The sequence below is a fragment of the Nocardia glycosmidis genome (assembly GCF_052545115.1).
In genome coordinates this window covers 118,111-142,825 of sequence record NZ_JBQWRH010000009.1, presented here as the reverse complement: position 1 = coordinate 142,825, position 24,715 = coordinate 118,111, and the positions used below count along the sequence as shown (strand labels likewise).

Sequence of the window (24,715 nt, the reverse complement as noted above, 5' to 3'; positions counted from 1 at the left end):
GTGACCTCATGAGCTTTGCCGTGGAGGTGACCGGCCTGGTGAAGAACTACGGCCGGGTCCGGGTGCTGGACGAGATCGACCTGCAGATCCCCGCCGGTACGGTGATGGGCCTGCTCGGTCCCAACGGCGCGGGCAAGACGACGACCGTGCGGATCGTCACCACGCTGCTGAAGCCGTGCGCCGGGGCGGTGCGGGTGGCGGGCATCGACGTCCTGCGCGACCCCGCCGCGGCACGCAAACGGATCGGCTTGTCCGGCCAGTACGCCGCGGTCGACGCCAACCTCTCCGGCTACGAGAACCTGCGCATGGTCGCGCGGCTGTACGGGATGTCGTCCCGGCAGGCGGCGGCGCGGGCCGAGGAGTTGCTCGGCGCGCTCGGACTCGAGTACGCCGCCCACCGCCGGGCGGGCACCTACTCCGGCGGTATGACCCGCCGACTCGACCTCGCGGGCGCACTCGTCGCCCGCCCGGCGGTGGTGGTGCTGGATGAGCCGACCACCGGTCTGGACCCGCGCGGCAGGCTGGACATGTGGCGCGTCATCGGCGATCTCGTCGACGACGGCACCACGGTACTGCTCACGACCCAGTATCTGGAAGAGGCCGATCTGCTGGCCGACCGCATCACCGTGATCGACCACGGGCGGGTCATCGCGCGCGGCTCGGCCGACGAGCTGAAAACCTCCATCGGCGGTGACCGGCTCACCGTGACGCTGGCAGTGGGCCAGGACGCCGAGCCCGCACTGGCGGTGCTGGCCCGGATCGGCGTCGGGGAGCCCAGCCACGAGGCCGGGACCGACGAGGCGTCGGTGGTGGTCGGCGACGGTTCGCGCACCATGGTGGAGGCGCTGCGCCGACTCGACGACGCGGGTGTCCGCGTGGTCGACGCGAGCGTGCATCGGCCGAGCCTGGACGACGTCTTCCTGTCCCTCACCGGCAAGCCGGGCGCAGCGCCCATCGCGGACCCGGCCACCGACGACGTACAAGAGGAGATCATGTCGTGAGTACGGCAGTGCTCGGGGAGACCTCCCCGAAGGCGAAACGGGAAGCCGAAACAACGGGGCCGCAACCGGATTCGGGTCCACGGCTGCGGTTGTTCCGGGACAGCGCCATCGTCGCACACCGCAACCTGCTGACCATCCTGCGCGTGCCGACGCTGCTGGTGACCGCCACGATCCAGCCGCTGATGTTCGTATTCCTGTTCGCCTACATTTTCGGCGCCTCGCTCGGCGGCGGCCAGTACCGGGAATTCTTGCTCGCCGGCATCTTCACCCAGACCGTCGCGTTCAACGCGGCGTTCACCACCGTCGGTCTGGCGGGAGATCTGCAGAAGGGCATCATCGACCGGATGCGGGCGCTGCCGATGTCACGACTGGCCGTACTGATGGGTCGGACGCTGTCGGATCTGGTGGTCAACATCCTCAGCCTGGCTGTGATGGTCGGGTGCGGATATGTCGTCGGCTGGCGCATCCACGGCAGCGTCGCCGACGCCGTGCTGGCCTTCGCGGTGATCCTGTTGTTCGCGTTCGCGATGTCCTGGATCGGCGCGCTGACCGGCTTGCTGTCGCCGACCGTCGAGGTGGCCCAGAGCGCCGGACTGATCTGGCTGTTTCCGCTGACGTTCATCTCCTCGGCGTTCATTTCCGCCGAGACGCTGCCGGGGCCGCTGCGCACGATCGCGGAATGGAATCCGATCACCGCGGTGTCGGCGGCTGGACGCAAGCTGTTCGACAACGGCGCGCCGCCCACCTTCGTCGCACCCACCGGGTGGGCGGCCGACCACTGCGTCGAGTACGCGGTGGCCTGCTCGGTGGCGGTCCTCGCGGTGGCCGTGCCGCTGGCGCTGCTGCGTTACCGCAAGGTCGCCAGCCGCTGACCCAACCGCGAACGGCCGCCGCATCGAACGATGTGGCGGCCGGGTCGTGCCGGTGGACCGATCAGGCGCGGCGGCGCGTCTTGAGCAGTTCGAGGCGCTCCTTGAGCAGTTCCTCGAGCTCCTCCTTGCTGCGCCGTTCCAGCAGCATGTCCCAGTGGGTGCGCGGCGGCTTGACCTTCTTGGTCTCCTGGCCGGCGCCTTCGATCAGCACGCCTTCCTGACCATTGCGGCACAGCCAGGTCGGCGGGATCTCAGCGTCGTCGGCGAACGGCACGTCGAATTCCTCGCCGTTGTCGGTCCGGTACCGGGCGATCCGACGCGGAGCAAGGTCGTGGTCGCGATCGGTCTCGTAGCTCACCGCTCCGAGCCGACTGCCTCGGAGTACGCGATCTGCCATGGTGTGCCTCTCCCTGTGTGCTCGAGTCTTCGTGCGCTGCGGCCGGGTCCGTACGAGCGGACGCGCTCGCTCGACCTGATGTTCAACGATCGGGCCTGCGCCGATAGTTCCCGACACGGCCGCGGTCAACCGTTCCATTGTAGTGCCACCCACGCGCTGAGCTCGCCATGCCCGGCGCGGGTCGGTTCCCCGGGGCCGCTGGGCGGTTCGCAGGCCGCGGGCCATTAGTGTTCTGCCTCATGTCGCGCAGCCGCTTGCTGTCCTGTTCGTGGTGTGGACGGGAGATCGTGGAGTCGGACGCCGGACGTCGCCGCCGGTACTGCCGGCAATCCTGTCGGCAACGCGCCTACGAGCATCGCAACAGCTTGAAAGGAACCGGGATTGCCGACGATTCGGTGGTGCTCAGCGCCCAGGAGGTAGCCGACCTGGCCGACCGCTGGTTCGCGGCTCGCTGCGGCGCCGAAGATGTCGCCACCGCGATTGCGGAGGGCGCGACACCCGAGGAGTTGGCGGCGCTCGGCAAGACTCTCGTCGAGCTCACCCGCGACGCGGAACGTCTACGCTGACCGGTTCCGCGCTCGGCAGCCCAGCGTCACGGTGACGCCGATATACCGCGGCCAAGAGCGCCGCGACGATCGCGAGGAGACCGGCCGCCGCGGCCACCGTGACGCTATCCGGGTGGACCAGCGGCTGAGCGCGCATCGCCTGCCAGCAGAGCAGGGCGAGCAGACCGGAGTAACCCGCCGCCAGGATGCCGACGACGGCCGCGCGAGCGCTTTCGGCGCGCAACCAGCGGTAGCGCGCAGCGAGCCAGGCCAGCGCGAATGACGCGAACAACAGTACGTGGATGCCGTGCAGCCCGACGAAGTGTGGAATCCGCAGATCACCCCCGACAGTGCTCCAGTGTGTGATGGGCATTCCGGCGAGTGCGTCGCGGGCATCCTGCGACCGGGCCGGGTCGTCGAGCACAGTATGCCCGGCGATCAGTTCGACCACCCGCCCGTCGGAGTCGCGTACGAGCTGCTTACCGGTGTACCCCATGAGGTAGCCCAGCGCCATACCGGCCACGGCGAGGCCGAGTCCGGCGTGGATGGCACGCGATGTCGGGCGGTCGGCGACGCGCTGCCAAGACAAGATCAGCACGATCGACAGGTTCGCGAAGAACAGGCCCGGCACGCCGGACATGAAGATGGTCTGCCCGATCCGGTTCACCGGGTCGAGGTCGGCGTTGTTGAAGTGACTGAACGTCCCGCGGGCGGCTTGCACGGCGATGAATCCGACGTCGAGGATGCCGGTCCCCGCGAACACCGTTCCGAGCCACCAGGTAACGCGACTTCCCTTGTGCGGCAAGGACAGCAGCCATGCCAGCGTGAGGCTGTAGAGCGCGAATGCGACACCGAATTTGAACGGCTTGAGCCACACCGACTCGCCGAGCAAGGTGCGATCGTCGCAGAGCATGCCGCCGATCGAGACCACACCCAGCACGGCCATGACGGTCACGGTCACCAAGAGCGGCCGGTGCCACCGGAATGCGGAGCGCAGGGGGAACGGCCCGCGGCCGCGACGGGGGCCGGTCGCCGGCATCCGATCCGGTGACGCGACGGAATGTGTTGTAGGCATGGATCGAACGGTAGAAATCGTGGATCCCTGCGGGCATCGCTCCACAGCGGTATTCGGGTCCGATACTCCGGTATCGCGCCGTCGCCGCTACAGCTACGGCGGAACTGGCCAGGACGCTGCGATTCACCTCTCACGGTGGCAGGCGAGTCCCGAGCTTCGCTCAGTGCGTAACGTCGCCGGACCGCGAACGCGGCAGTGCGTCAGCGGTCCGGTGTATGGTCACGATCGGGTCGTTGAATCTGTTCGCGAGCCCCGCACTGTCTCGCGAGGGATCCGCCTCAGCTCGGTTGCTGCATGACGTCGATGCCGCGGGCGGCCAGCCAGGGCAGCGGATCGATCTTCTCGCCGTCCGGCAGATGGACTTCGTAGTGCAGGTGCGGGCCGGTGGAATTGCCACGGTTGCCGACGGTCGCGATGACGTCGCCCGCTCGGACCGACTGGCCGACGGAGGCGAGGATCTCGTTGACGTGACCGAAAACGCCCACGGTTCCGTCGTCCTGCCGCACCCGTACCCACAGGCCGAAGCCGGACGCGGGACCGGCCTCGATCACGACGCCATCGGTGACGGCGGCGATCGGCGCACCGAGCGGGTCACCGAAATCCAAGCCCGCGTGCAGCTGGCCCCAGCGTGAGCCGAAAGTGGAGGTGAGCACGCCGGCGACGGGGCGGACGGTCTTCGGGGGCGTGAACTCTTGCGCGAGCTGGTTCGGGTCCCACGACGCTGCGGCCGGATCGGCCTGCTGGGCCGGTGCTTCGTGGGTGAAGGAGACGAGCCGAGGCCGGCCCTGGGCCGGCGCGATTTCGCCCGAGGCGATCTTTCCTGCGACAAGACGGGCGGAAGCGCCGCTGTCCTGGTCCTGTTGTGCTGCGGCGAGGACGCCTACGGAGGCGGTGACGATCGCGGAGACGGCGACCGCACGGGTAGCGGCGCGGTGGCGGCGGAACCGGGTCGCGCCGCGACGAATTGATAACGGGAAGGTCACGGGCATGCATCGAACGTAAGGGAGTTATGCCTGTATGCCGCAATCTTGTGGCAACTGTCACGGGCTGGCGTATGCCCTGTTCGTGGATTACGAACGGATAACGGAATGGAGAGATATATGGCATGAACTGGGAAAATGCAACGTCACGTCGAATTGACCAGAGAGATGCTATGTGCTCAAACTATATGAGTGGCGACTAATGGAGTGTGCGCGCTCACCGCGCTGGGGGACCCGACCCGTCGCGCGATTTTCGAGGCCCTACCGCAGGCCGCGCGTTCGGTCGGGGAACTCGCCGAGCGGGTCGGCGTGAGCAGCTCGGCGGTATCGCAGCACCTGCGGGTACTGCGTGCGGCGCGGCTGGTCATGGTGCGGCCGGAGGGCAATCGCCGCCTGTATTCCCTGGACCCGCGTGGGCTCGCCGATGCACGCGACTACCTCGAACAGTTCTGGCCCAGCGCGATCGCCGCCTACTCGGCCGCGCTGCAGACCGCTGCGACCGAGACGGCCTGACTCAGGGCTCGTCAGTACGGCGGGGTGTCGGGTCGGCAGTCCGGACCGGTCATCCGACGCGGCGGTAAGCAATCCTGCGGCGTTCGGTGCCCGCCGCGGCGGCCGCCGTGCGTTTGCCCAACTGGCTGTCCACGGCGTCGATCACCTCGGGGACGCCGATCTGCAGCAAGCCGGCGTCGGGAGCGTCGGCGTCCGGATCCCCGATTCGACCCGCCCACAGCACGGCATGCCTGCTGAGCAGGTGCGCTGGAGGCCCGCCCCAGCGGGGCGGCGTGGGGCCGAACAGCAGGACCGTGCGGGTGCCGAACGCGGTGGCCAGGTGCGCGACGCCGGTGTCGCCGCAGATCACGAGTCCCGCCTCGGCGATGGTCGCGGACAGTTCGATGAGGTTCTGTTCCCCGGCGAGGACCCGGCCGACGGGCAGGCCGGCCCGCGCGGCGACCGTCAGGGCGAGTTCGCGCTCGTACTCGTCGCCGGTGAGCACCACGTCGCGCCCGAGGATCAGCAGGTGCCGCACGACCGCCGCGAACCGGTCCGGCGGCCACCGGCGGGCCGGTGCGCCTGCGCCGACGTGCACGACCACACAGCCGCGATGGCTGGTCGTGGCGACCGGTGGAACCAGCCCGAGATTGCGGCGATCCGCCCCGATGCCGTTGTGTTCGAGCAGTTGGCACCAGCGGTCGACATCGTGGATGTCGGTGTGCCAGTCAGGGCCGGACACCTCGGGGAACGCCGCGTCGCGATAGGTGAGGATGCGTCCGGGCCGGGTTTTGGCCAGCGCGGCGATACTCTCGGTACTCGGAGCGTGCAGGTTTACCGCCAGCTCGGGTGCGGGCGCGTCCCAGCGGAGGCTGCGCGGTTCGGCGGTCGGCACCAGGGCGTCGACCGAGGCGATGAGGTCGATGATCGGCTTGAGCCGCTGCGGGGCCGCGAGAACGATCCGATCGTGCGGCTTGGCCCGGCGCAGGGCACGCAAAGCGGGGACCGCGGTGAGGAGATCACCCAGCCCACGTGCCTGCAGCACGAGCAGAACCGCCACCCTCTTCTCCTAGCCCCGAGCCTCACCGAACCCCGACCCACCCGCTGCACCCCAGGGGCGTACACGAAGAGTCACTCAGGAATAACTACCCGACCGCCCGGGCGATAAACGTGCATGGCGAGCGTCACGTCGCTGCTTCGTCATCGGGCCCGGCACCGCCACGTTCCTGTGGCAAATATTCAGTAAACATTTCGAGCGGGCTATAGCATCACGACATGACGACGAACAGCGTGCTAGAGGGTCCTCTGCAGTCTGTTGCCCGCCGTGCGTGGCAAACCGTCTTGGTCACCGGCGTCCTCGCGGTGCTCCTCGGCATCCTGATCCTGGTGTGGCCGGATGTCACGCTGCAGGCCGCCGGCATCATTTTCGGTGTGTACCTGGTGGTCACCGGCTTTCTGCAACTGCTGGCGGCCTTCGGCGCACCGTCGAGCGCCGGTCTGCGGGTGCTGGCTTTCCTTGTCGGCGTGCTGTCCATCGTGGTCGGCGTCTTCTGTTTCCGCGACGAGCTGGCCTCGATCCTGTTGCTCGGGTTGTGGATCGGAATCGGCTGGCTGTTTCGCGGAATCGCTCTGCTGATGGCCGCGATCTCCGAGCCCGCCCTGCCGGGGCGGTGGTGGCAGGTGTTCTTCGGCATTCTCACGGCGGTCGCCGGTGTTGTGCTGATCATCTGGCCGGTGCGGTCGGTGGCCACCCTCGCCATCGTGGCGGGCATCTGGCTGATCGTGCTCGGCGTCATGGAGATCGTCGTGGCCTTGGGGATACGCAAGGACACCGAGGCTCTTCGCGCCACAGGCGCCTGAGGCGTCGATCCGGCGGGCGGGAGCGGCGGTTGCCCGGCTCGTTACCCTTGCCCGCCGACCAGCACGGTTGGGTCCCGCTGAATCTCGTGACAGAATCACTGGCGCACTTTCACCAGACGTCGGCTTCGGGGTTGGTCGGCATCGAAAAGAACTGGAGACGCGAATGATTCGTACTGCTGGGTATATCGGTGCGCTGGTCCTGGCGGGAGCCGCCGTCGCGCTGTCGGCGGGGACGGCGCAGGCCGCGGTCGGCACGGTGACGATCAACGGTGAGCCGCATGTGGACCCGGTGGGCTGCCTGAACACCGACGGCACCTTCTACTCTACGTTCCAGGTGACCGTCGGCAACGGCACCGATCGGCCCATCACGCTCCACTCCGGCCGGGACTGCACCGGTACCGTGCTCGGTGAGCTGCCGGTGGAGAAGTTGGGGTACCTGCCCAAGGGTGGCAGTATTTCCGTCGGATAGCCCGATGCCGGCCGGCCGTCTCAGCAAGACAGGCCCGAAGGCACCCGCCTGAGTCGGCTCGGGCGGGTGCCGCAGTCCAGGCGTCAAGGCCGGGCTGTTGCGGGCTGGTTGTGGGCGGCGAGGATCCGGTCGCGTTTTCGGGGCGCGATATTGGCGCGGGTGATGTCGCCGTCGTAGTGCGCCAGGACGCGGGGGTCCATGACACGTCGCCACAGGGGTGGCGCGGCGGCGAGCACGATCATGGTGGCGTAGCCGGCGGGAAGTTGCGGAGCCTCCTCTGAACTGCGCAGCGTCTGGTAGCGCCGGCCAGGGCTGGCGTGGTGGTCGCTGTGCCGCTGCAGGTGAAACAAGACGAGGTTGGTGAGCAGGCGGTCGGAGTTCCAGCTGTCGGTGGGTGCGCATCGTGCCCAGCGGCCGTTGGGCAGCCGCCGCCGCAGCAGTCCGTAGTGCTCGATGTAGTTCACCGTTTCCAGTAGTGCGGCACCGATCAATGCCTGGATCAGCAGATACGGCAGGATGGCCGGGCCGAAGACGGCGAGCAGGGCACCGAACAGCACCAGCGTCATCGCCCAGGCCTGGAGGATGTTGTTGTGGCTGCTCCACCAGCGTAATTCTTTCCGATGTAAGCGTTCTTGCTCCAGGTGCACCGCGGAGCGGTATCCGCCGATGATGCTGCGCGGGAGGAACTGCCACAGTGATTCACCCAGCCGAGCGCTGGCCGGGTCCTCCGGGGTGGCGACCCGGGTGTGGTGGCCCCGGTTGTGCTCGACGTAGAAGTGGCCGTAGCCCGACTGCGCGAGTGCGATTTTCGCCAGCCAGCGCTCCAGACGTTCGACGCGGTGCCCGAGTTCGTGCGCGGCGTTGATCCCGATGCCCGCCATGAAACCCATGGTGACCGCCAAACCCAGCTTGTCGACGACGCTCAATTCGTCGCCGGCCCACAGGTAGGCCGAGATCAGCAGCGCGATCAGCTGGATGGGCAGGAACAGGTACGTGCACCACCGGTAGTACCGGTCGTTGGACAGCGACTCGTAGTCTTCGTCGCGCGGATTGGTGCCGTCGTCGCCGAATATCCGGTCCAGCACCGGGATCACGATCAGAATGATGATCGGTTCGATCCACCAGAACACCGGGGCACCGGTGTGCAGTACCAGCTGGGATGGCAGCAGTCCGAAACCCGGAGCCAGCAAGCTCAACACCCACAGGTGCCGCTTCGGATCCGGCCGGTCATGACGTCTGCGGAAAGGACGGTACTTCACCGTCATCGGCTCCGCTCCGGCCCCTCGGTCCGATCTGGCGGCGTCGTGCTCGGCCCGGCGCTGCGCAACCGGCCCGCCGCGCCGACGAGCGCGGGAAGTGCGTACCAAGCCGACCTGACGGCAGCGGCACCGATATCACGGTGGCCATGAGCCAACACCGGCATCCGACCCCTCCCTTTCACAATTCCGGGCTAGCGAACGAACACGGACACGGTGCACCACAGCCGTTCAGACGCCACGGCTCGGACTGCTGCGGAACGTCTGGCAGGACATGGGGGTGAATCTCGCCGGCTTTCGCACGGCGGGGCAACGCGATCGGACCAGCATGCTCGGACAGGTCGGCCAGCAGCGCGGGTCGGACCTGAGGCCGACCCGCGCCGGGCTTATTGCACCACCTCGCGGATGACGAGCCGTGCTCCGCACAACCGTGCTGGGCGCAACCACGCTCGGCCGAACCACTGCGTGAGGTCGTATATCCGATTGGAATACTGACGGTATCGGAATCGGTCGTGCTCGCGCAACTAGGGCAGAGCCGCGCAGTTGCTCGGGGCGAGCTTGTCTGCCAGCCGGTCGGTCAACCAGTCCTGTGAGGCCACCAGTGACGGGAAGAAGGCCAACACGTGGGTCGCCCGCAATCCGGTGATGACACTCGGAATATCGGCATTCGAGTCCAGCTGAACGGGCACGCCGCTACCGCACCACCTTGCCGCCATGTCGCGGACGGGCGCATACGGCGCTCCCTCGTCGTTCGGGCTGGAGGCGATGAATACGGGCACCGACGGGGCCATCGAGCCGATGCGCTGCGCGTCGAATGCGGCTTTCAGTGCCGGAGACCGATCGATCACAGCGGTGAGAGGTTCGCCGCTGGTGGTCCACTCGGACGTGAATTGATGCATCTGGGCCAGTCCGAACGGGACGGCGCATTTGTCCCGGGATTCAGCGAGAATCGCCTTGCCGGTGTCGTTGAGTTCGGCGTCCAGCACCGGGCGGGTGTCCGGATAATCGTCGGCGATACCGTTGAGAATCCAGGCGAAGGCGGGTCCGAGAGAGGGCCGACCGTCGTTGTGTGCGATGAAGTACTCGTCGTCCACTACCGGCCCACCGACGTAGGCGCCGCGCACGTTCAGTTCGGGGGCGTAGCTCGGTTGTAGTTCGGCCGCGCCGGCGGAGGCCATGCCGCCCTGCGAGTACCCGTAGAGAATCACCGGCGCATTGGCGGCGAGGCTGGTGCCCGGCAGTTGCAGGGCGGCCCGTGCGGCGTCGAGTACCGCGTGAGCTTGCGCTTTCCGGTTGAGATAGTCGTGCACCGCGGGCGTGCCGAGGCCGTGGTAGTCGGTCACCATGACGGACATGCCGCGGGCCAAGAGGGAGTAGATCGCCAGCACGTCGTACTCGACGATCACGTCGAATGGAGGTTGGTACTGGACGAACTGCGCCAGCAGCTTCGAGGGCGCGCACTGATCGCCCTGTCCTTTCGTGCCGACCGCGTACGAGACCAGCGGGCGCTCGCCCGGGCCGGTCCACGGCTGTGACGGCTCCAGGTACGTTCCTACCACCGCGGCCGGTACGTCGTGGGTATCACTGCTGACGTACATGATCCGCGTCGAGTTCGCGGGGATCGATCCGGGCTGTCCTGGGATCGACAGCGCCAGATGCGATGGTTCGGTGCGGATGATCGTGCCGGGCGCCGACGAGGGCAGCGGCGCCGGCGGCAGGTAGAAATCAGCGGCGGCTTCCGCGGCCGGCTGCGTCCATGCGTGTGGTGCAGAGAGCGCGCCGCCTCCGACCACGAGGAGGGTTCCCGTCACAGCTGCGGCGACTTTGCCTATTCGGCTCCTCACGATTCGATCCTTCCTGCGATGTGGAATACCGCTGGTATCTACAATCGGATACCGAGAGTATCTGAAGGGATAACAGTTGTCTGCGAATCAGGATGAGAGTCGGCGTCGTCAGGTGTCCGGACGGGAAGCCCGGCCGACTCGAGCCCAGAGCAAGGCTCAGACGCGGGCGGTGCTGATCGCCACCGCCACGCGTCTTTTTCTGGACGAGGGCTACCAAGCCACCAGCATCGATAAAGTCGCCGACACGGCGGGTTTCACCAAAGGTGCGGTGTATTCGAATTTCCGCACCAAAGACGCGCTGTGTCTGGCCGTGCTGGACAAGATCCACGGCGAACGCGCAGCAGAGGTCGCCGACATCATTGCCGCGCCCACGACGGCACAGCGCCTGCGAGGGCTCGGGGAATGGGCTGAGCGGGTCATCGGCGATCCGAACTGGACGCAGCTGGAACTGGAATTCGGCGTGCAGGCGCGGCACGATGACCAGCTGCGCGGCGAACTCGCGACCCGGCTCGGTGCCATCGTCGGCATGGTCGGTACGGCGCTGAAGACGACCGACGATGTCGATACCCAGGTGCCGACGGCCGAGGCGGCCGTCGCTGTGCTGGCGCTCGGTGTGGGGCTCGGCCTGTTCCGGACGATCGATCCCGGCATTCCGGTCACCGGAATGATCTCCGCGCTGCGGGCGATCGCCGGACTGTCTCCAGACAATTGACACTGCCGGTAGATATCCGCGTTCCGCCGAGCAAAACCTTCTTTAGCGAAACCAACGGGCCGTGCCCGGCCCGCGAACGGCCTTGACCACACCGAGCGCGCCACCCAGGACCTGCCACCGTGGCGCCGTTCGCGGGATCGGTGTCGGGCGCAGGGCGGATGCACACGAAATCTCCACAATTGCCAACGGATTCCTCCACAGCTGGTGGCTAAGGTTCGGAGCATGGAACAGGGCAAGTCGGCCGTTGCGCCGCCGAACACGCGGCGGATTCTGGTGGTAGACGACGAAATCACCATTGCGCAGTCGGTCGCGGCCAGGCTGCGGGCGGAGGGGTTCGCGGTAGACCTGGCACATGACGGCCCTTCGGCCGTCGCCGCCGTCGCGGGGGTCGAACCTGATCTGGTCGTACTCGACGTGATGTTGCCCGGGTTCGACGGCCTGGAAGTATGCCGTCGCATTCAAGCGCATCGCCCGATTCCCGTGCTCATGCTCACCGCCCGCGCCGATGAAACGGACCAGTTGGTTGGATTGGGTGTCGGCGCGGACGATTACCTCACCAAACCGTTCTCGCTCCGGGTGCTCGCCGCGCGAGTACACGCGCTGCTGCGCCGGATGGATCGCGCTGCCGATCGCGACGGCGCGACAATCCTGGTCGGGGACCTGCGCATCGACGTCGACCAGCGCCGGGTGTGGCGCGCCGAGGTCGAGGCGCAACTGACACCGCTGGAATTCGATCTGCTCGCCCAGCTCGCCCGTCGGCCGCGAACGGTGCTCGCGCGAGCGTCTGCTCGAAGAGGTCTGGGACTGGGCGGACGCAGCGGGTACCCGCGCGGTCGACAGTCACATCAAGGCGTTGCGCCGCAAGCTCGGCGCCGATCTCATTCGTACTGTGCGCGGGGTCGGGTACGCGCTGGAGGCCCGATGAGCGCCCAGCCTACGCAAGATCCGAGCGCCGCCCACGGCGAGTGGTTCGCCGCGTCGCACGGCAGGACAAGCCCACCAGGTCGAGCGCGGAGGGCGGAACAGTCTGCCGCGCGACGCTGGGGGCGCCGCACGAGCGACCGCGTGGCGGAGTTGTTGCCGCGGCCGCTGGACCCGGTCAAGTCGATCAAGCTGAAACTGGCGATCCTGATGGTGTGTTCCGGCGGGGTCGCATTCGGGTTCTTCGGGTTCAAGATCGGGTGGTTGCCTCCGCGCACCACACTCGCCGCGGTGGTGATCGCGCTGGCGACTTCACAGGTCCTCGCGCATGGCATCACCAGGCCGCTGCGGGAGATGACTGCTGCGGCCAAGCGGATGGCGCACGGCGACTACACCCACCGGGTCCGGGCGAGCTCCAGGGACGAAGTCGGGCAACTGGCCGAGGCATTCAACCAGATGGCCGCCGATCTGGCCGCGGCCGACCAGCAGCGCCGCGATCTCATCGCCAACGTCTCACACGAATTGCGCACGCCGATATCCGCTTTGCGCGCGGTTCTGGAAAACCTGGTCGACGGGGTCGCGGAACCCGACCCGACGACGCTGCGCACCGCACTGGCTCAGACCGAGCGGCTGACGCTGCTCGTCTCCGAACTCCTCGATCTTTCCAGCATCGAAGCGGGCGCCTTCCCACTCGATCGCGAAGACCTGCCGATCGCGCCGCTGTTGCGGGATGTCGTCGCCGAGGCCGAAGTCATGACGGTCGCGCTCGGCCGCGGCGTGCGCTTCCGCACCGATGTCCTGCCCGGCGCCGCGTGCGTCTACGCGGACCGTGCGAGATTGCATCAGGTGCTGCTCAACCTGCTCGACAATGCGGCACGGCACGGACCCGCGGGCGGTGAAGTGCGTATCGCCGTGCGGGTTTCCCAAGGTGTGGTCGTCATCGATGTCGAGGACGACGGCCCGGGCATCCCGCCCGCCGAACGCGCCCAGGTCTTCGACCGCTTCACCCGGGGAGGCCGCACCAGCGGCGGCGGCACCGGGCTCGGCCTCGCCATCTCGCGCTGGGTGGTCGACCTGCACGGCGGCAGCATCGCGGTCGCCGACCCCGGATCGCGCATCCGGGTGGTTCTGCCCGAGCACTGACCTACCGCACCACGCAACCCGGAACCCCATCTGGACCCGGGACGATTCCGCAGGCCCATAGAAGGGAACGGTCATGTCCGAAGGAACCGAATCCGAGGCAACCGAATCCGCCTCACCGATCGAGTCGCCGCCGGTGGCGCTCGGCAAGCCCGGCGAATTAGCGGGTGAGTCCGCAGATGCCGGCGTAGAACTCGACCGAGACACGGCGGGGTCGTTGCCTGCCGCTGCAGCGGCGGAGATTGTGCGCGCAGCGCCGGACATCGAGGCGCAGAGCGCGCCGACGGGAGACGTGAGAGTACAGATAGCGCAGCCGGAGATGGCGGAGGCGCAGAAGGCGCAGGCAGTGGATGCGCAGAAGGCGGACGTCCAGGCGGAGAATACGCGGCCGGCGGCGGACGCGGGGGTAGCGGACGCGCAGGAGGCTCCGGCAGTGCCGTCGCAGAGGCCGGACGGGGTGGCGGGAAAGGCGCAGGTCACGCACGGATCGGTGCCGAAGGCGCCAGCGAATGGGGCGGGACAGGCGTCTGCCGAGCAGACGACCGAACAGGCGCCGACGAGAAGTGCGGAGCAGGTACCGGACGGCGCGGGACAAGAAACTCGAGTGGGCGACAGCGGCCCGGTGCCGCCCGCTTCGCCGGCTGCACGAACATCGCGAACGCGTCCACCCAGGTGGGGACGTGTCGCGTACCCGCCTGGTGTGGTGCCTGCCGCGCTGATCGCCGGGGCGGCCGCCGCGATCCTGATCCCCTGGGATCGGCCGGGCCTGGGCTGGGTCGTTGCCGCCGCCATCAGCGCGGCGGCGGTCGTCCTCGTCGACCGTACTGCGCGCCGGGGCCTGCGTGCGCGACCCGGTGCTGCGAGCGGTGAACAATTCCGCTCGGATTGGACGGATGGGCAGACCGCTGCCACCACGGGCTTCGCCGGCCGGGGACAGCAGCTGGGCAGGCTTTGGTGGGCGGTCCTCGCGCTTGCCCTGCTTGCGGTCGGCACGTTCCGCGCCGCGGGCTGGCTGTTCGCCTTGTGTGTCGTAGCGGCGGGTCTCGCCGGTTCGCTGGCTGTCGTCGGACGTCGCTCGGCCAATGGGATCGTCTACGACACGCTCGCGGTACCGCTTGCGGCCATGGCGGCCGTGCCGTGGGTGTATTCGGCCACGGCACGCGCACGCGGGGCCGACGTGACGCGCAGGTGGCGGCTCGCACTGTCAGCGGCAGTGACCGTCGCGCTGCTCGCGGTGTTCGTGCCGCTGCTCGGCAGCGCGGACGCGATCTTCGCCGACCTGCTCCAGAGCGTGACGCCGGATCTTGATGATGCGGCGATGGTGCGGTGGATCGTATTGTTCGTACTCGCAGTGCTCGGCGTGCTCGGCGCGCTGTTCGTGCTGGCCGGGCCGCCGCCGCCCGCCGCCGCGCCCGTCCGGCGGCGAGGTCTGCGCCGAGCCGAATGGGCGCTGCCCGTCGGCGCGCTGGCGATTCTGTTCGCGGTGTTCGTCACCACGCAGTTCGTCGTGCTGTTCGGCGGCGACGGATACGTCCAGCGCACTGCCGGTCTGACCTACGCCGAGTACGCGCGCACCGGGTTCTGGCAACTGTCCGCCGTCACGGTGCTCACCCTGGCGGTGCTCATGGCGGTGCTGCGCTGGGCGGCGCAGGACACCGACGCCGACCGCCGGTGGCTGCGTGCGATGCTCACGGTAGTGAGTGGACTCGCGCTGATCATCGTGGCCTCGGCGCTCGGCCGGATGTGGACCTATCAGCGGGCCTACGGCTTCACGGTGCTGCGTCTGCTGGTCGAAGTCTGCGAGGTGTGGCTCGGCCTGGTTTATCTCCTGGTCCTGCTCGCCGTCATGCGGTTGCGGCGAGCGTGGCTGCCGCGGGCCGTGCTGGGCACGGCGGTGGCGACGCTGCTCGCGCTCGCCGTCCTCGATCCGGAACGGTTGATCGCCGAGCAGAACATCGTCCGCTGGCAGCAGGGTAGGTCGTTGGACACGGACTATCTGGGCACCCTCTCGCCCGACATCCTGCCCGCGACCGATCGGCTTCCTGAGCCGCTGCGGACCGAACTGCGCAACCAGTTGCGCGCCGACCTCGGGCGGGACACCTGGCAGAGCTGGAATCTGTCCCGGGCGAGAGCACGGTGAGCCCGGATGCAATACACTTGTATTATCGCTGACCGTGGGTTACAACTGGCCCGAGTGGGCGCTGTTGTCGCTGGTGGGGATCGACCCTCGCGAAGTGCTGCAGGTGCTCATGGGTGCCCGCCGATGGCCTCGGTGGGCACGTGGCCGGAACGAGCTGTCGGTCCTGACGGTGTGGGGCCGCACCGAGGCCGGCCGGCCACTCATCGTCGCTGTCCGCCGCACCGAAGGCTGGCAGTGGGACATCCTGGGCGCGGTCGAGATGACCGACTCCCAGGCGGCCGAACTCGAGCGCTGGGAGCACGCTGATGACTGACTACCCGACGAATCCGAAGGACGTCCAGGACTTCCTATCCGGCCTCGAATACAGCGGGGTGCCCGTCGGCCCGGCCGAGTTGCCGCCGCCGCTGCGCGCCGAGGACACGGTCACCGTCACCACCTCGCTGCGTATCCCGTTCGACCTGCACCAGCGGGTCAAGAAGGCCGCCGGGGAACGCAACGTGACGATGTCCGCGCTCATCCGGGACTGGATCGAGCTGGAACTGGCCGCGCTGGAAAACGATCAGCCCATTTCCCGCGCCGACGCGCTGCGCGCGCTCGCGGCCCTGCACCCCTTGCGCCAGTCGGCGTAGCCCCCCGTTCGGGGCGGCAACCTTCACCGAGCGTTCTCGCGGCATCGGCGCGCATTCTTCGGATACGAGGGCGACAGCCGACTGTCGAGACGAGCGAACTCCGGAGTCGACTGCGCACGATCGGCTACATCAGACGCGCCCGCAAGGCGATGGCGTCGCGGGGCGCCCGCACTTTCGCGTCATTGTCGAAATACGTGTACACATCGCCGGATCGGGCCCACGAGCGGATCTTGTCCGCCCACATGTCCAGGCCGTCGTCGGTGTAGCCGCTGACGTAGAGCTCGTCGTGCCCATGCAACCGGACGTAGACGAAATCCGCGGTGACCTCCTCCAGGAACGGATACTTGCCCGCCGCGTCGGCGACGACGAGCGCCACGCCGTGGCGGGTGAGCAGGTCGACGAACGCGGGCATCGCGAAGCTGTCGTGCCGTATCTCCAGCGCGTGCCGCATCGGACGGTCAGCGTCGGTGCAGGTGTGCGCGGGATCGACGCGATGATCGTGCCGCCGCGCGATCTCGGCGGCCTGCTCGGTGCTGCGGGGCAGGCGGGCCAGGAACGCGTCCAGCACGTCCGCGTCGAAGCGCAACGTCGGTGGCAGTTGCCACAGCATCGGACCCAGCTTGGGCCCCAGCCCCAGCGGGCCGGACGCGAGGAAATTCGCCAGCGGCTCGTCTGCGTCGCGCAGCCGTTTCATGTGGGTGAGGAAACGGCTGCCCTTCACCGCGAATATGAAGTCATCTGGGGTTTGCGCCGACCAGTTCTGATAGCTCGACGGGCGTTGCAGAGCGTAGAACGAACCGTTGATCTCGACGCTGTCGAGCCGCTCCGAGAGATAGGCCAGTTCACGCTTGTGTGGCAGGCTCGGCGGATAGAACGTCCCCCGCCAGGGCGGATACAGCCACCCTGACGTGCCGATCCGGATCCGGCCCATCCCTCCATCGTGGCAAACGACCTGCCGACTCGCACCCGCCGGCTCTGCAGTGCGCGGCATGGGAGACACACCTGGAACTCGTCGCACAAGCGGCCGCAACGACGACCGGCTGCGGTAGCGGTGTTCGCGTCGGTTGTGGCGGGTGATTGCAGCGAGGTGGTCAGCCCATCACGAACGAGGCGGCGAACCACGCCAGAACGACCAGCATGGCACCGACCAGCGCGCCGGGAAACAGCGCCCGCCCATGCCTGGCCGCCGCGGCGGACAGTGCCGCGCCGACCGCGAATCCGAAAGCGCCGCCGCCGACCATGATCCACACGCCCGCGCTGGTGTCGACCCGGCACTCCGGTTTTGCCGCGCAGATTCCGCCCGCCATCAGGAACCACGGCGCGAGAACCACCGACATCGTGGCCAACGCCGCGGGCAGCAACCACAGCAGAGCGCTGACAACCAGATCCGCCTTGCGTGGCGGCTCGACCACCCGGACTTCCGGTTCACGCGTCGGATAGCCGGAGGGAGTGGTGCCGTGGGAGACCTGGTTCAGGTAACCGTGCATCGTGTCTCGCTATCGCTTGTCGGTGGAGTCGACCGGGCCGATGGAAGTTATACACCAGGCTCGGCGCGCCGAAGTGCTTGTGTTCCTGTCGATGTGAGCTGACCAGCCGCGCGGCACGCGGCGTCGGACCGGGCCGGGCACTATGCCCGCGCCGCGCTTCGCGAAGCGAAGCGACCGCGCTGCTGCGGCGGCTCGAAAACGAGGAGTTGCTCGGTTCGGCGACTCAGCCAGAGGGCGGGCTCGACCGTCGCTGCGCCCGTATTCGGGCGTGCCGGGTGCCGGCTTCGGCTGTACCGCATCCACGGTTGTGGGACTGTTGGACGGCAGGTGTACTGGGCCGCCTCAGCGCGACTGGTGCCGACGCGACCCGCGACCATGTCCCGGGCGAACCTGGGCCAATCGTTGGCTATTTCCGTGACGAATCCCTATTGATCGGATTCGAGGTGAACTCATGAGGGCCACAGTCGGAATATCAGTTGCGGCCGGTCGGCGACATACGGGGCGAGCGATGCTGGTCGCGGCGGCGGCCGCCGCCTTAGCGGGCGCGGCCGCCGCCGCGGTCGTGCATACGCCCGAGGACCAGCCGGTCATCCAGAATCCGGTGGCCGGGACCCCTGCGGTAGCTCCCCTTCCTGCGGCGACGTCGCTCCCGTATCCCGAACCGTCTCTGCCGCCCACGCAGCCTCCTCTGACGGCCGAGGCCCAACGACCAGTCGACCCCGAGCCGCCCATGCCTCCGGACCAGCTGCCGGGTGGGGTGGGGCCCTCACAGCCTGAGACGCCGAGGCAGTCGTCGACGACATCGGCACCCGGAGCCGCTCCGCCGGCTGACGGTGTGGCCAACGACGCCGCCCGGCTCCCCGGTTGAATCCGCACCTCGCTCTAGGACGCCGATCCGGTGATCGTGCAGGCGAGGCGACATCGAAATCTGAAGGAATGCGCGCTCCACCCGTCGCGCGCCGGGGTCGTTCGCGGTGCTGAAGTGTCCGCCGCACTCCCGTCCCGCACCTAGCCGACGCTATGCGAGATGCAGGGCTGTGCGGGTGCAGGACTTGCGAGGTGCAGGTGGCCTCGGTGCGCGAACGACTCGCGACCGGTATTCCGCTCGGTCACGCAGGAGAGCACGTGAAATCGGCGTGCCCGGTAACGGAATCCCCAGCGGTGCAACCTTATCGGCTACCGCGTCGCCGAGCTGTGAACCACCGCGCACCGACAGCGGCTGCTCTCGGCCGATAAGCTGGCCGAGTGAGCGCACGAACGGCCGGATCGGTGGCGATCGCCGAGGACCTGGACGCGGTGACGACCCGAGGGCCCGAGGACGACCCGGCGGACGCCGGGCTCAGCCGCGCGGACATCGAGTCGGTGTGGGAGTCGGTGCGCGCGTGGTACCGGCTGGGCACGACCCCGGCCATTCAGGTGTGCCTGCGCCGCAACGGCAAGCTCATGGTGAACCGGGCCATCGGCCACGGCTGGGGCAACGCACCCGGCGACGGGCCGGAGGCGGTCGCAGTGCTCGCCACCCCGGACACGCCGTTCTGCGGCTTCTCGACAGCGAAGGGCGTCGCCGGTGCGCTGATGTTCATGCTGATCGAACAGGGCGCGTTCGGCCTGGACGATCCGGTGTCCGACTACATCCCCGAGTTCGCGGCGAATGGCAAGGCTGCCATCACGATCGGTGACGTGCTGTCGCACTCGGCGGGAATTCCCTTCATCACGCCGCCGTATCAGGGCGTCGACCTGGTGCTCGACGAGGAGTTGGCGGTACGCGCGCTGGCCGATCTGGTCCCGAGTTGGAAGCCGGGCCGCTTCCGCGTGTACCACGCGTTGACCAGCGGACTGATCCTGCGGCTGCTGGTGCGGCGGGCGACCGGAAAACGCCTGCGGGAGCACTTGTCCGAACAGGTGCTCGAGCCGTTCGGTTTCCGGTGGACCAGCTTCGGTGTGCTGCCCGAGGACGTGGCCAAGGTGGTACCGAGCGTCAAGATCGGTCCCGCCCCGCCGTGGATCGCGACCTATCTCGCAGGTAAGGCGATCGGCGGACGGATGGACCGCGCGTCCCGTGCGGCGACCGAAGCCTTCCTGACCGCGGAGCTGCCCTCGGGCAACCTGATCACCACCGCGGCCGAGCTCTCGCGGTTCTACGACATTCTCACGCGCGGCGCACCGGACGGCCGCCGGATCATCCGGCCGGAGACGTTGCAGGAGGCCGTGCGGCCGGCCCGTTGGATTCCGGGCGTGGCCGGACGGGTCAGCCGAGCCGGTTTCGAGCTCGGCGGGCGGCGCTCGAAGTTCGGCCGCGAGACCGGAGCGCACTTCGGACGCAGCGGGTTGACCACCCAGTACGGCTGGGCCGACCCGGCGCGCGGGCTGTCCGGCGCGATCCTCACCAGCGGCAAGGCAAGCACCGACACGAATCGGCCGTGGCAGTTGGTCGCGCAGATCTCCGCCACGGTGCCCGTCGACCAGTAATTCGCACGACTCGGGGCTGCGCGCTGATCCCTTCCGCAGAGTGACGAACCCGGACAGCGGCGCGGTTCCGCGCGGTGACAGCGTTCGAAGGAGGCCTGAGCCCGAACGCTGCGCGGGGCAGAATATTGCGTAGATCAGAGCAGCCCGCTGCGGCGGGCGTGCTCGAGCGCGTCGACCCGGGAATTCGATCCCAATTTGCCGTAGATACCCCGCAGGTGGGTTTTCACGGTGTTGACCGAGACACCGAGGTCGGTGGCGATCTGCTGGGCGGTGCGGCCCGAGGGCAACTGTTTGAGCACCGTCATCTCGGTGCGGGTCAGTGCGGGGTAGGCCGACCTTCGCAGTACCGCGGGGTGCCGTCGGATCTCGGCGGCGAATCCTTCCGACCGGCCGAATCGGCCCGCGTAGCTGTCCAGCAGGGGGAGGGCGGCCGGCATGTCGAGGAACGGCCGGATGAGGCGCTGCGGCGCTGCGGCGTTCAGTGCGTTCTCCAGTGCGGCAACGGACTTGGCCGGTGCACCGGCCTCGTGCTGGGTCGCGGAGTACAGCAGCCATCCGGTGATCGCGCTGACCGGACGCAGATCGGCCGCCTCATCGAGCAGCGGTTCGAGGATGGCGCAGGTCGCCTTGGGGCGATCGGCCGCGGCACTGAGGGCGGCATCGGCAAGGCGCACTTCGGGCAGGTCGCCGAGGACGCCGCGGACTCGCTCGACCAGCAGTTGCGCGGTTCGGGGATCGTGCACGCGCAGCAGCGCCCACACCACCGGCAGGATCAGGCTGCCCGTCGCCGACGGCAAGGCCCGGTGCTCCGCCAGCATGAGCAAGCTGCGGCGCAGCGCCTCGACCGCGGCGGACGGCTCGTCGGTCCGCTGCAGCTCCAGCAGCCGCCCGATCACCTGACCATGCCACCCCGCGACGGGACCGGCCGACCCGTCGTGCTCGACCTGCTCGGCGAGGACGGCGCTCACCTGCGCCGGATCAGGTGTCTCACCTTGCAGGTAGGCGCCGTAGGCGGCGACGGCGGTCGACTGAACGGCGTCGGTTGCCGCCGACAGCCCGTGCGTGTCGGCGATCGTCAGGGCGCGGGCCGCGCGATCACGCATCGTGGTGGCGGCGTCGACGGATTTCGCGGCGAACGCGAGCCGAGTGAGGGCCCGCAGCACCAACCATGGCCGCCCGGTGTGCTCGGCCAGCGCCAGACTCGAATGCAGCAACTGCTCGCCGTGGGCGATCGCACCGCGGGCGACCAGTCCGCTGGCGACCTGAATCGCGCTGTACGCGTCGAGATCAGGATCCCCGGTGGGCGCGATCTCGTCCCGGAATTCACCGAGTGCGGTCCCGGTGGTCACCGCGACGTCGATCGTCGCGGCGCGTGCGAGCGTGTCCACCCGTTCGGCGGAGGCGAAGGAAACCTTGCTCGCAGGGCACGCCGTCGCCGTGTCCAGGTAGGCGCGCGCCGCGGTGGCACTGCCGCGGACGAGCGCGTCGACAACCCGCACCTGCCACAGGAACGGATCATCGAGCAAGGTGGGTGCCGCTTGTGCGAGCCCGTCGAACAGCTTGTCGCCCGCTCCGTCCAAGACGATCCGCAGCGCGTGGCCGGACAGGAATTCGCACAGGATCGTCCGGTCCGGGTCGGCGAGAAAATGGGACAGCGCGGTCGCGGGCAGGCCCGCGGAACGCAACCAACGGGCCGCCTGCCCGTGCAGATCCGCGCACAGCTGTGGCCCGAGCCGATGAGCCTCGGCGAGGAAATAGGCGCGCACCATCGGGTGCCAGCGGTACCAGACGTCGTCACCGCGCGAATCGGCGCTGATCGGGAAATTGATCCGGTCGAGTTCGTGGAGATAGTGGCTCGTGCCGCCGCCGGCGAGTTCGTCGGCGAGCTGCTCGGTGAACGAGACGGGGATGCTGGTGTAAGTGAGGAACCGACGCAGCGCGGGCGGCAGCTCCGCGATGAGCTCGCCGACCAGGAACTCCGTGACAGCACGCGGCGGCCGCGCCAAGATGGTCAGCGCCGCGCCCCGGTCCTGGGACCGGGCCGCCAGATGGGCCGCGGCGATGCGTACCAATGCCGCCCAGCCATGGGTCAGCGTGCCGAGGGTGTCCAGCTCCGCGTCGGTGAGTTCGCAGCCGCGGTCGCGACACAACGCGTCGATCTGATCCGGGGTGAAGGCGAGATCGCGCATGCTCCAGCGGGTCAGGCGCGATTGGAGATCGAGGACATGCCATCGGATCGGCGGAGCATGGCGGGCGCACAGCACCGTCGTGACAGTCGGTGGCGCATGGTGCAGGAAGTACTCGACTCCGGCAAGGGCGAGCGGATCGGCGATGAGATGTGCGTCGTCGAGTACGAGTACCGTGGGCGTGGCCCGCGCGGCCAGCGCTTCGGCCAGCTCCGCCGCGCCCGCGGTCGCGGGAGCGCCGCTCTCCGCGGGAGGGATGCCGAGCCGACTGTGCAGCGCGGCCCATAGCGTCGCGGCGTCTGTGAGTTCCTCGGTGATGGTCAGCCAAACCAGGTCTGGTTCGGTCGCGGTGTGGCGGGTTGCCCAATCGGCCAGCAGGACCGTCTTTCCCGTTCCCGCCGGTGCGCAGATCAGCAGCACACCCCCGTTGGCGGATTGCCGGACGGCATCGATTCCGCCCAGCAGGTCCGTTCGTGGGATCGGCACGAACGGCAACGCCGGTATCTCGGCAGCGGTTCGCGCCATGGATGGGATGCGGCGTAGAGCGGGAACGTGGGATGTGGTCACCGTGCCTCCCGGGCCGTGTGCTGACAAATCACTACCGCGCCTAGCTACCGGAACTTACCCGGCGGAAAGTGCCCCCGACCCGATGATGTGCGGTCGTTATTGAAATTTCACACCGGATGGGCGCACAACCCCGGAGCCACCCGAAATGGGTGAAGTGCCGAACGCGCCCGTGGTGGAGATTCGAACTGCGTCCATTACTTTCCAGAAAGGGGCGACCGAATGACGCACATGACCGCACCGGAACAACACCCCGTGCGCCGTGGCATCGCGGCGGGCACGTCCATAGCGGCCGCGATTCTGCTGCTGACCGTTGGTGTGCTGTCGATCTTCGAGGGCATTTCCGCCGTCGCCGAGGACGAGCTGTACATAGTGGGCACGCAATACGTCTACAAGTTCGACACCACAACATGGGGTTGGATCCATATCGTGCTCGGGATCCTGCTGATCATCGCCGCGTTGGGGTTGATGACCGGCGCGACCTGGGCCCGGGTCACGGCGATCTGCCTGGCCGCCTTGTCGATCATCGGAAACTTCATGTGGCTGCCGTACTACCCGGCCTGGTCGATCCTCGTTATCGCCCTCAACGTCGTCGTGATCTGGGCGATCGCCACCTGGCGGCCGGAAACGGTCTGACCGGGTCGAACTTTCGCGGCAGTCGAAACCCGGCAGGCTGGGTGCGCAGGGCGCGGTCGAGCCCGACATCGACCGCGCCGTGGTCTGCGCGTCTGCCGACGGCCCGGCGTTCGGGCGGTCGGGAGTTCATGCCCGGTTTCGCGCACAGTGACAGATCCGCGCAGCCCGTCGGCCGAGCCACAGGTTTCGATGTCGCCGCGGGCTCGGTTGTGGTATCCACCCTTCGACATCCCACTACGAATCGAAGGACGCCCATGGCCGGCAAGCCCCCGCTCGTACTTCTGCACGGTGTAGCCATGTCGGAGCGGGTGTGGGACGAGCTCATCCCATTACTGGCAACGCAACACGAGGTCATCACCGCGACCGCCCTCGGTCATCGCGGTGGGCCACCCGCGCTGCGTCGTCCGGCGCGGGTCGAGCACCTGGTGGACGACATCGAGCGGCGCCTGGACGCACTGGGCTTGTGCCGTGCCCACCTCGCGGGCAATTCACTGGGGGGATGGATGGCGATCGAACTGGCCCGCCGCGGGCGTGCGCAGACCGTCTGCGCGCTGTCGCCGGCCGGATTCTGGGATTGCGGCAGCACCAGCCGGTCCGTCGCCGAGCGTCGCCTCGCACGCGAGGCGGCCGCCGGCCGATTGCTGGGATTGCTGGCACCGTTGGGACTGCGCAGTGCGGTGATCCGGCGGGTAGCGCTGCGCCATGTCGCCGAGCATGGCGATCGCATCACACCGGCACAAGCCATGACCGTCCTACGGGATCTGCTGGGGTGCACCATCACCGCCGACCTGCTCAGCACCGACGAGCAAATCGCACCCCTCGAATCGCTGCCGTGCCCGATCACGGTGGCCTGGTCGGCAAACGATCGCGTTCTTCCGGCACGGATCCACGGGCCGATCGCCCGAGCACGGCTGCCGGAGGCTGCTTTCTCGCTCCTGCCCAGTGTCGGCCACGTCCCGATGATCGACGATCCCGAGCTGGTCGCCCGGACCATCCTCGCCGCCACGCACACCACCGCGGCCGAGGCGTCGTAGCTCCCG

At 68.4% G+C, this 24,715-nt stretch carries 23 protein-coding genes and 1 pseudogene; 15 read left to right on the top strand and 9 right to left on the bottom strand.

Annotated elements, in window-relative coordinates; all coding sequences use genetic code 11:
* Positions 1-8: 8 nt before the first annotated feature.
* Positions 9-1,001, top strand: coding sequence for an ATP-binding cassette domain-containing protein (locus ACT86A_RS13890; RefSeq protein WP_445092510.1), 993 nt, complete (start codon positions 9-11; stop codon positions 999-1,001).
* Between the two features lie 89 nt (positions 1,002-1,090).
* Positions 1,091-1,873, top strand: coding sequence for an ABC transporter permease (locus ACT86A_RS13885; protein WP_445092577.1), 783 nt, complete (start codon positions 1,091-1,093; stop codon positions 1,871-1,873).
* A 61-nt stretch (positions 1,874-1,934) separates the two neighbouring features.
* Here the strand turns inward: ACT86A_RS13885 and ACT86A_RS13880 are convergent, their stop codons facing one another.
* Positions 1,935-2,270, bottom strand: coding sequence for an RNA polymerase-binding protein RbpA (locus tag ACT86A_RS13880; RefSeq protein WP_445092509.1), 336 nt, complete (start codon positions 2,268-2,270; stop codon positions 1,935-1,937).
* A 239-nt stretch (positions 2,271-2,509) separates the two neighbouring features.
* Between ACT86A_RS13880 and ACT86A_RS13875 the strand changes: the two genes are divergently transcribed.
* Positions 2,510-2,836, top strand: coding sequence for a hypothetical protein (locus ACT86A_RS13875; protein ID WP_445092508.1), 327 nt, complete (start codon positions 2,510-2,512; stop codon positions 2,834-2,836).
* Here the strand turns inward: ACT86A_RS13875 and ACT86A_RS13870 are convergent.
* Together ACT86A_RS13870 and ACT86A_RS13865 are read right to left on the bottom strand one after the other, a co-directional pair.
* Positions 2,808-3,761 (bottom strand): hypothetical protein, encoded by a 954-nt coding sequence (locus ACT86A_RS13870; RefSeq protein WP_445092507.1) that lies wholly within the window; start codon positions 3,759-3,761, stop codon positions 2,808-2,810. The genes ACT86A_RS13875 and ACT86A_RS13870 overlap by 29 nt on opposite strands.
* A gap of 407 nt (positions 3,762-4,168) precedes the next feature.
* Positions 4,169-4,879 (bottom strand): M23 family metallopeptidase, encoded by a 711-nt coding sequence (locus ACT86A_RS13865; protein WP_445092506.1) that lies wholly within the window; start codon positions 4,877-4,879, stop codon positions 4,169-4,171.
* Between the two features lie 183 nt (positions 4,880-5,062).
* Here ACT86A_RS13865 and ACT86A_RS13860 point away from each other — a divergent pair, with 183 nt between their 5' ends.
* Positions 5,063-5,383 carry an ArsR/SmtB family transcription factor gene (locus ACT86A_RS13860; RefSeq protein ID WP_445092505.1) on the top strand — a complete coding sequence of 107 codons (321 nt, stop codon included), beginning with the start codon at positions 5,063-5,065 and terminating at the stop codon, positions 5,381-5,383.
* A 49-nt stretch (positions 5,384-5,432) separates the two neighbouring features.
* Here the strand turns inward: ACT86A_RS13860 and ACT86A_RS13855 are convergent, their stop codons facing one another.
* Positions 5,433-6,422, bottom strand: coding sequence for a glycosyltransferase family 9 protein (locus tag ACT86A_RS13855; protein WP_445092504.1), 990 nt, complete (start codon positions 6,420-6,422; stop codon positions 5,433-5,435).
* Positions 6,423-6,637: 215 nt separating this feature from the next.
* On the opposite strand from ACT86A_RS13855, the gene ACT86A_RS13850 reads away from it, so the two are divergent.
* Both ACT86A_RS13850 and ACT86A_RS13845 read left to right on the top strand, forming a co-directional pair.
* Entirely contained in the window at positions 6,638-7,222 is a 585-nt protein-coding gene (locus tag ACT86A_RS13850) for an HdeD family acid-resistance protein (RefSeq protein ID WP_445092503.1), read from the top strand.
* 163 nt (positions 7,223-7,385) lie between these two features.
* Positions 7,386-7,691: a hypothetical protein gene (locus ACT86A_RS13845; protein WP_445092502.1), complete on the top strand. Its 306-nt coding sequence runs from the start codon at positions 7,386-7,388 to the stop codon at positions 7,689-7,691.
* A gap of 83 nt (positions 7,692-7,774) precedes the next feature.
* Here the strand turns inward: ACT86A_RS13845 and ACT86A_RS13840 are convergent, their stop codons facing one another.
* Both ACT86A_RS13840 and ACT86A_RS13835 read right to left on the bottom strand, forming a co-directional pair.
* Positions 7,775-8,956 (bottom strand): alkane 1-monooxygenase, encoded by a 1,182-nt coding sequence (locus ACT86A_RS13840; protein ID WP_445092501.1) that lies wholly within the window; start codon positions 8,954-8,956, stop codon positions 7,775-7,777.
* 515 nt (positions 8,957-9,471) lie between these two features.
* Positions 9,472-10,791 carry a lipase family protein gene (locus ACT86A_RS13835; protein ID WP_445092500.1) on the bottom strand — a complete coding sequence of 440 codons (1,320 nt, stop codon included), beginning with the start codon at positions 10,789-10,791 and terminating at the stop codon, positions 9,472-9,474.
* 76 nt (positions 10,792-10,867) lie between these two features.
* Here ACT86A_RS13835 and ACT86A_RS13830 point away from each other — a divergent pair, with 76 nt between their 5' ends.
* The 6 genes and pseudogenes from ACT86A_RS13830 (at position 10,868) to ACT86A_RS13805 (ending at position 16,333) form a co-directional block, all read left to right on the top strand.
* Positions 10,868-11,503, top strand: coding sequence for a TetR/AcrR family transcriptional regulator (locus ACT86A_RS13830; protein ID WP_445092499.1), 636 nt, complete (start codon positions 10,868-10,870; stop codon positions 11,501-11,503).
* A gap of 222 nt (positions 11,504-11,725) precedes the next feature.
* Positions 11,726-12,428 (top strand): annotated as a pseudogene (locus tag ACT86A_RS13825) (response regulator).
* 206 nt (positions 12,429-12,634) lie between these two features.
* Positions 12,635-13,567: a HAMP domain-containing sensor histidine kinase gene (locus ACT86A_RS13820; RefSeq protein WP_445092576.1), complete on the top strand. Its 933-nt coding sequence runs from the start codon at positions 12,635-12,637 to the stop codon at positions 13,565-13,567.
* Positions 13,568-13,640: 73 nt separating this feature from the next.
* Positions 13,641-15,704 carry a DUF4153 domain-containing protein gene (locus ACT86A_RS13815; protein ID WP_445092498.1) on the top strand — a complete coding sequence of 688 codons (2,064 nt, stop codon included), beginning with the start codon at positions 13,641-13,643 and terminating at the stop codon, positions 15,702-15,704.
* A gap of 34 nt (positions 15,705-15,738) precedes the next feature.
* Positions 15,739-16,017: a hypothetical protein gene (locus ACT86A_RS13810; protein WP_445092497.1), complete on the top strand. Its 279-nt coding sequence runs from the start codon at positions 15,739-15,741 to the stop codon at positions 16,015-16,017.
* The gene (locus ACT86A_RS13805; RefSeq protein ID WP_445092496.1) at positions 16,010-16,333 is read left to right on the top strand and encodes a ribbon-helix-helix domain-containing protein; all 324 of its coding nucleotides are present in this window, start codon (positions 16,010-16,012) and stop codon (positions 16,331-16,333) included. The genes ACT86A_RS13810 and ACT86A_RS13805 overlap by 8 nt, the downstream gene beginning before the upstream one ends.
* Before the next feature lie 124 nt (positions 16,334-16,457).
* On the opposite strand, the gene ACT86A_RS13800 is transcribed toward ACT86A_RS13805, so the two are convergent.
* Positions 16,458-17,264, bottom strand: coding sequence for a DUF72 domain-containing protein (locus ACT86A_RS13800; protein WP_445092495.1), 807 nt, complete (start codon positions 17,262-17,264; stop codon positions 16,458-16,460).
* Positions 17,265-17,424: 160 nt separating this feature from the next.
* Positions 17,425-17,820, bottom strand: a complete 396-nt coding sequence (locus tag ACT86A_RS13795; protein ID WP_445092494.1) for a hypothetical protein — start codon at positions 17,818-17,820, stop codon at positions 17,425-17,427.
* A 1,245-nt stretch (positions 17,821-19,065) separates the two neighbouring features.
* Between ACT86A_RS13795 and ACT86A_RS13790 the strand changes: the two genes are divergently transcribed.
* Positions 19,066-20,289, top strand: a complete 1,224-nt coding sequence (locus ACT86A_RS13790; RefSeq protein ID WP_445092493.1) for a serine hydrolase — start codon at positions 19,066-19,068, stop codon at positions 20,287-20,289.
* Positions 20,290-20,423: 134 nt separating this feature from the next.
* On the opposite strand, the gene ACT86A_RS13785 is transcribed toward ACT86A_RS13790, so the two are convergent.
* Positions 20,424-23,000: a helix-turn-helix transcriptional regulator gene (locus ACT86A_RS13785; RefSeq protein ID WP_445092492.1), complete on the bottom strand. Its 2,577-nt coding sequence runs from the start codon at positions 22,998-23,000 to the stop codon at positions 20,424-20,426.
* Positions 23,001-23,261: 261 nt separating this feature from the next.
* Here ACT86A_RS13785 and ACT86A_RS13780 point away from each other — a divergent pair, with 261 nt between their 5' ends.
* Both ACT86A_RS13780 and ACT86A_RS13775 read left to right on the top strand, forming a co-directional pair.
* Positions 23,262-23,675, top strand: a complete 414-nt coding sequence (locus tag ACT86A_RS13780; protein WP_445092491.1) for a DUF7144 family membrane protein — start codon at positions 23,262-23,264, stop codon at positions 23,673-23,675.
* Positions 23,676-23,929: 254 nt separating this feature from the next.
* Positions 23,930-24,709 carry an alpha/beta fold hydrolase gene (locus ACT86A_RS13775; protein WP_445092490.1) on the top strand — a complete coding sequence of 260 codons (780 nt, stop codon included), beginning with the start codon at positions 23,930-23,932 and terminating at the stop codon, positions 24,707-24,709.
* The last annotated feature ends 6 nt before the right edge of the window (positions 24,710-24,715 follow it).

What these genes read in the sequence shown, in the direction of transcription:
- ACT86A_RS13880 (WP_445092509.1), bottom strand. Translation starts at nt 2,270, where the DNA reads ATGGCAGATCGCGTACTCCGAGGCAGTCGGCTCGGAGCGGTGAGCTAC.
- ACT86A_RS13890 (WP_445092510.1), top strand. Translation starts at nt 9, where the DNA reads ATGAGCTTTGCCGTGGAGGTGACCGGCCTGGTGAAGAACTACGGCCGG.
- ACT86A_RS13795 (WP_445092494.1), bottom strand. Translation starts at nt 17,820, where the DNA reads ATGCACGGTTACCTGAACCAGGTCTCCCACGGCACCACTCCCTCCGGC.
- ACT86A_RS13800 (WP_445092495.1), bottom strand. Translation starts at nt 17,264, where the DNA reads ATGGGCCGGATCCGGATCGGCACGTCAGGGTGGCTGTATCCGCCCTGG.
- ACT86A_RS13875 (WP_445092508.1), top strand. Translation starts at nt 2,510, where the DNA reads ATGTCGCGCAGCCGCTTGCTGTCCTGTTCGTGGTGTGGACGGGAGATC.
- ACT86A_RS13820 (WP_445092576.1), top strand. Translation starts at nt 12,635, where the DNA reads ATGGTGTGTTCCGGCGGGGTCGCATTCGGGTTCTTCGGGTTCAAGATC.
- ACT86A_RS13865 (WP_445092506.1), bottom strand. Translation starts at nt 4,879, where the DNA reads ATGCCCGTGACCTTCCCGTTATCAATTCGTCGCGGCGCGACCCGGTTC.
- ACT86A_RS13845 (WP_445092502.1), top strand. Translation starts at nt 7,386, where the DNA reads ATGATTCGTACTGCTGGGTATATCGGTGCGCTGGTCCTGGCGGGAGCC.
- ACT86A_RS13850 (WP_445092503.1), top strand. Translation starts at nt 6,638, where the DNA reads ATGACGACGAACAGCGTGCTAGAGGGTCCTCTGCAGTCTGTTGCCCGC.
- ACT86A_RS13840 (WP_445092501.1), bottom strand. Translation starts at nt 8,956, where the DNA reads ATGACGGTGAAGTACCGTCCTTTCCGCAGACGTCATGACCGGCCGGAT.
- ACT86A_RS13815 (WP_445092498.1), top strand. Translation starts at nt 13,641, where the DNA reads ATGTCCGAAGGAACCGAATCCGAGGCAACCGAATCCGCCTCACCGATC.
- ACT86A_RS13870 (WP_445092507.1), bottom strand. Translation starts at nt 3,761, where the DNA reads ATGGCCGTGCTGGGTGTGGTCTCGATCGGCGGCATGCTCTGCGACGAT.
- ACT86A_RS13775 (WP_445092490.1), top strand. Translation starts at nt 23,930, where the DNA reads ATGGCCGGCAAGCCCCCGCTCGTACTTCTGCACGGTGTAGCCATGTCG.
- ACT86A_RS13805 (WP_445092496.1), top strand. Translation starts at nt 16,010, where the DNA reads ATGACTGACTACCCGACGAATCCGAAGGACGTCCAGGACTTCCTATCC.
- ACT86A_RS13785 (WP_445092492.1), bottom strand. Translation starts at nt 23,000, where the DNA reads ATGGCGCGAACCGCTGCCGAGATACCGGCGTTGCCGTTCGTGCCGATC.
- ACT86A_RS13780 (WP_445092491.1), top strand. Translation starts at nt 23,262, where the DNA reads ATGACGCACATGACCGCACCGGAACAACACCCCGTGCGCCGTGGCATC.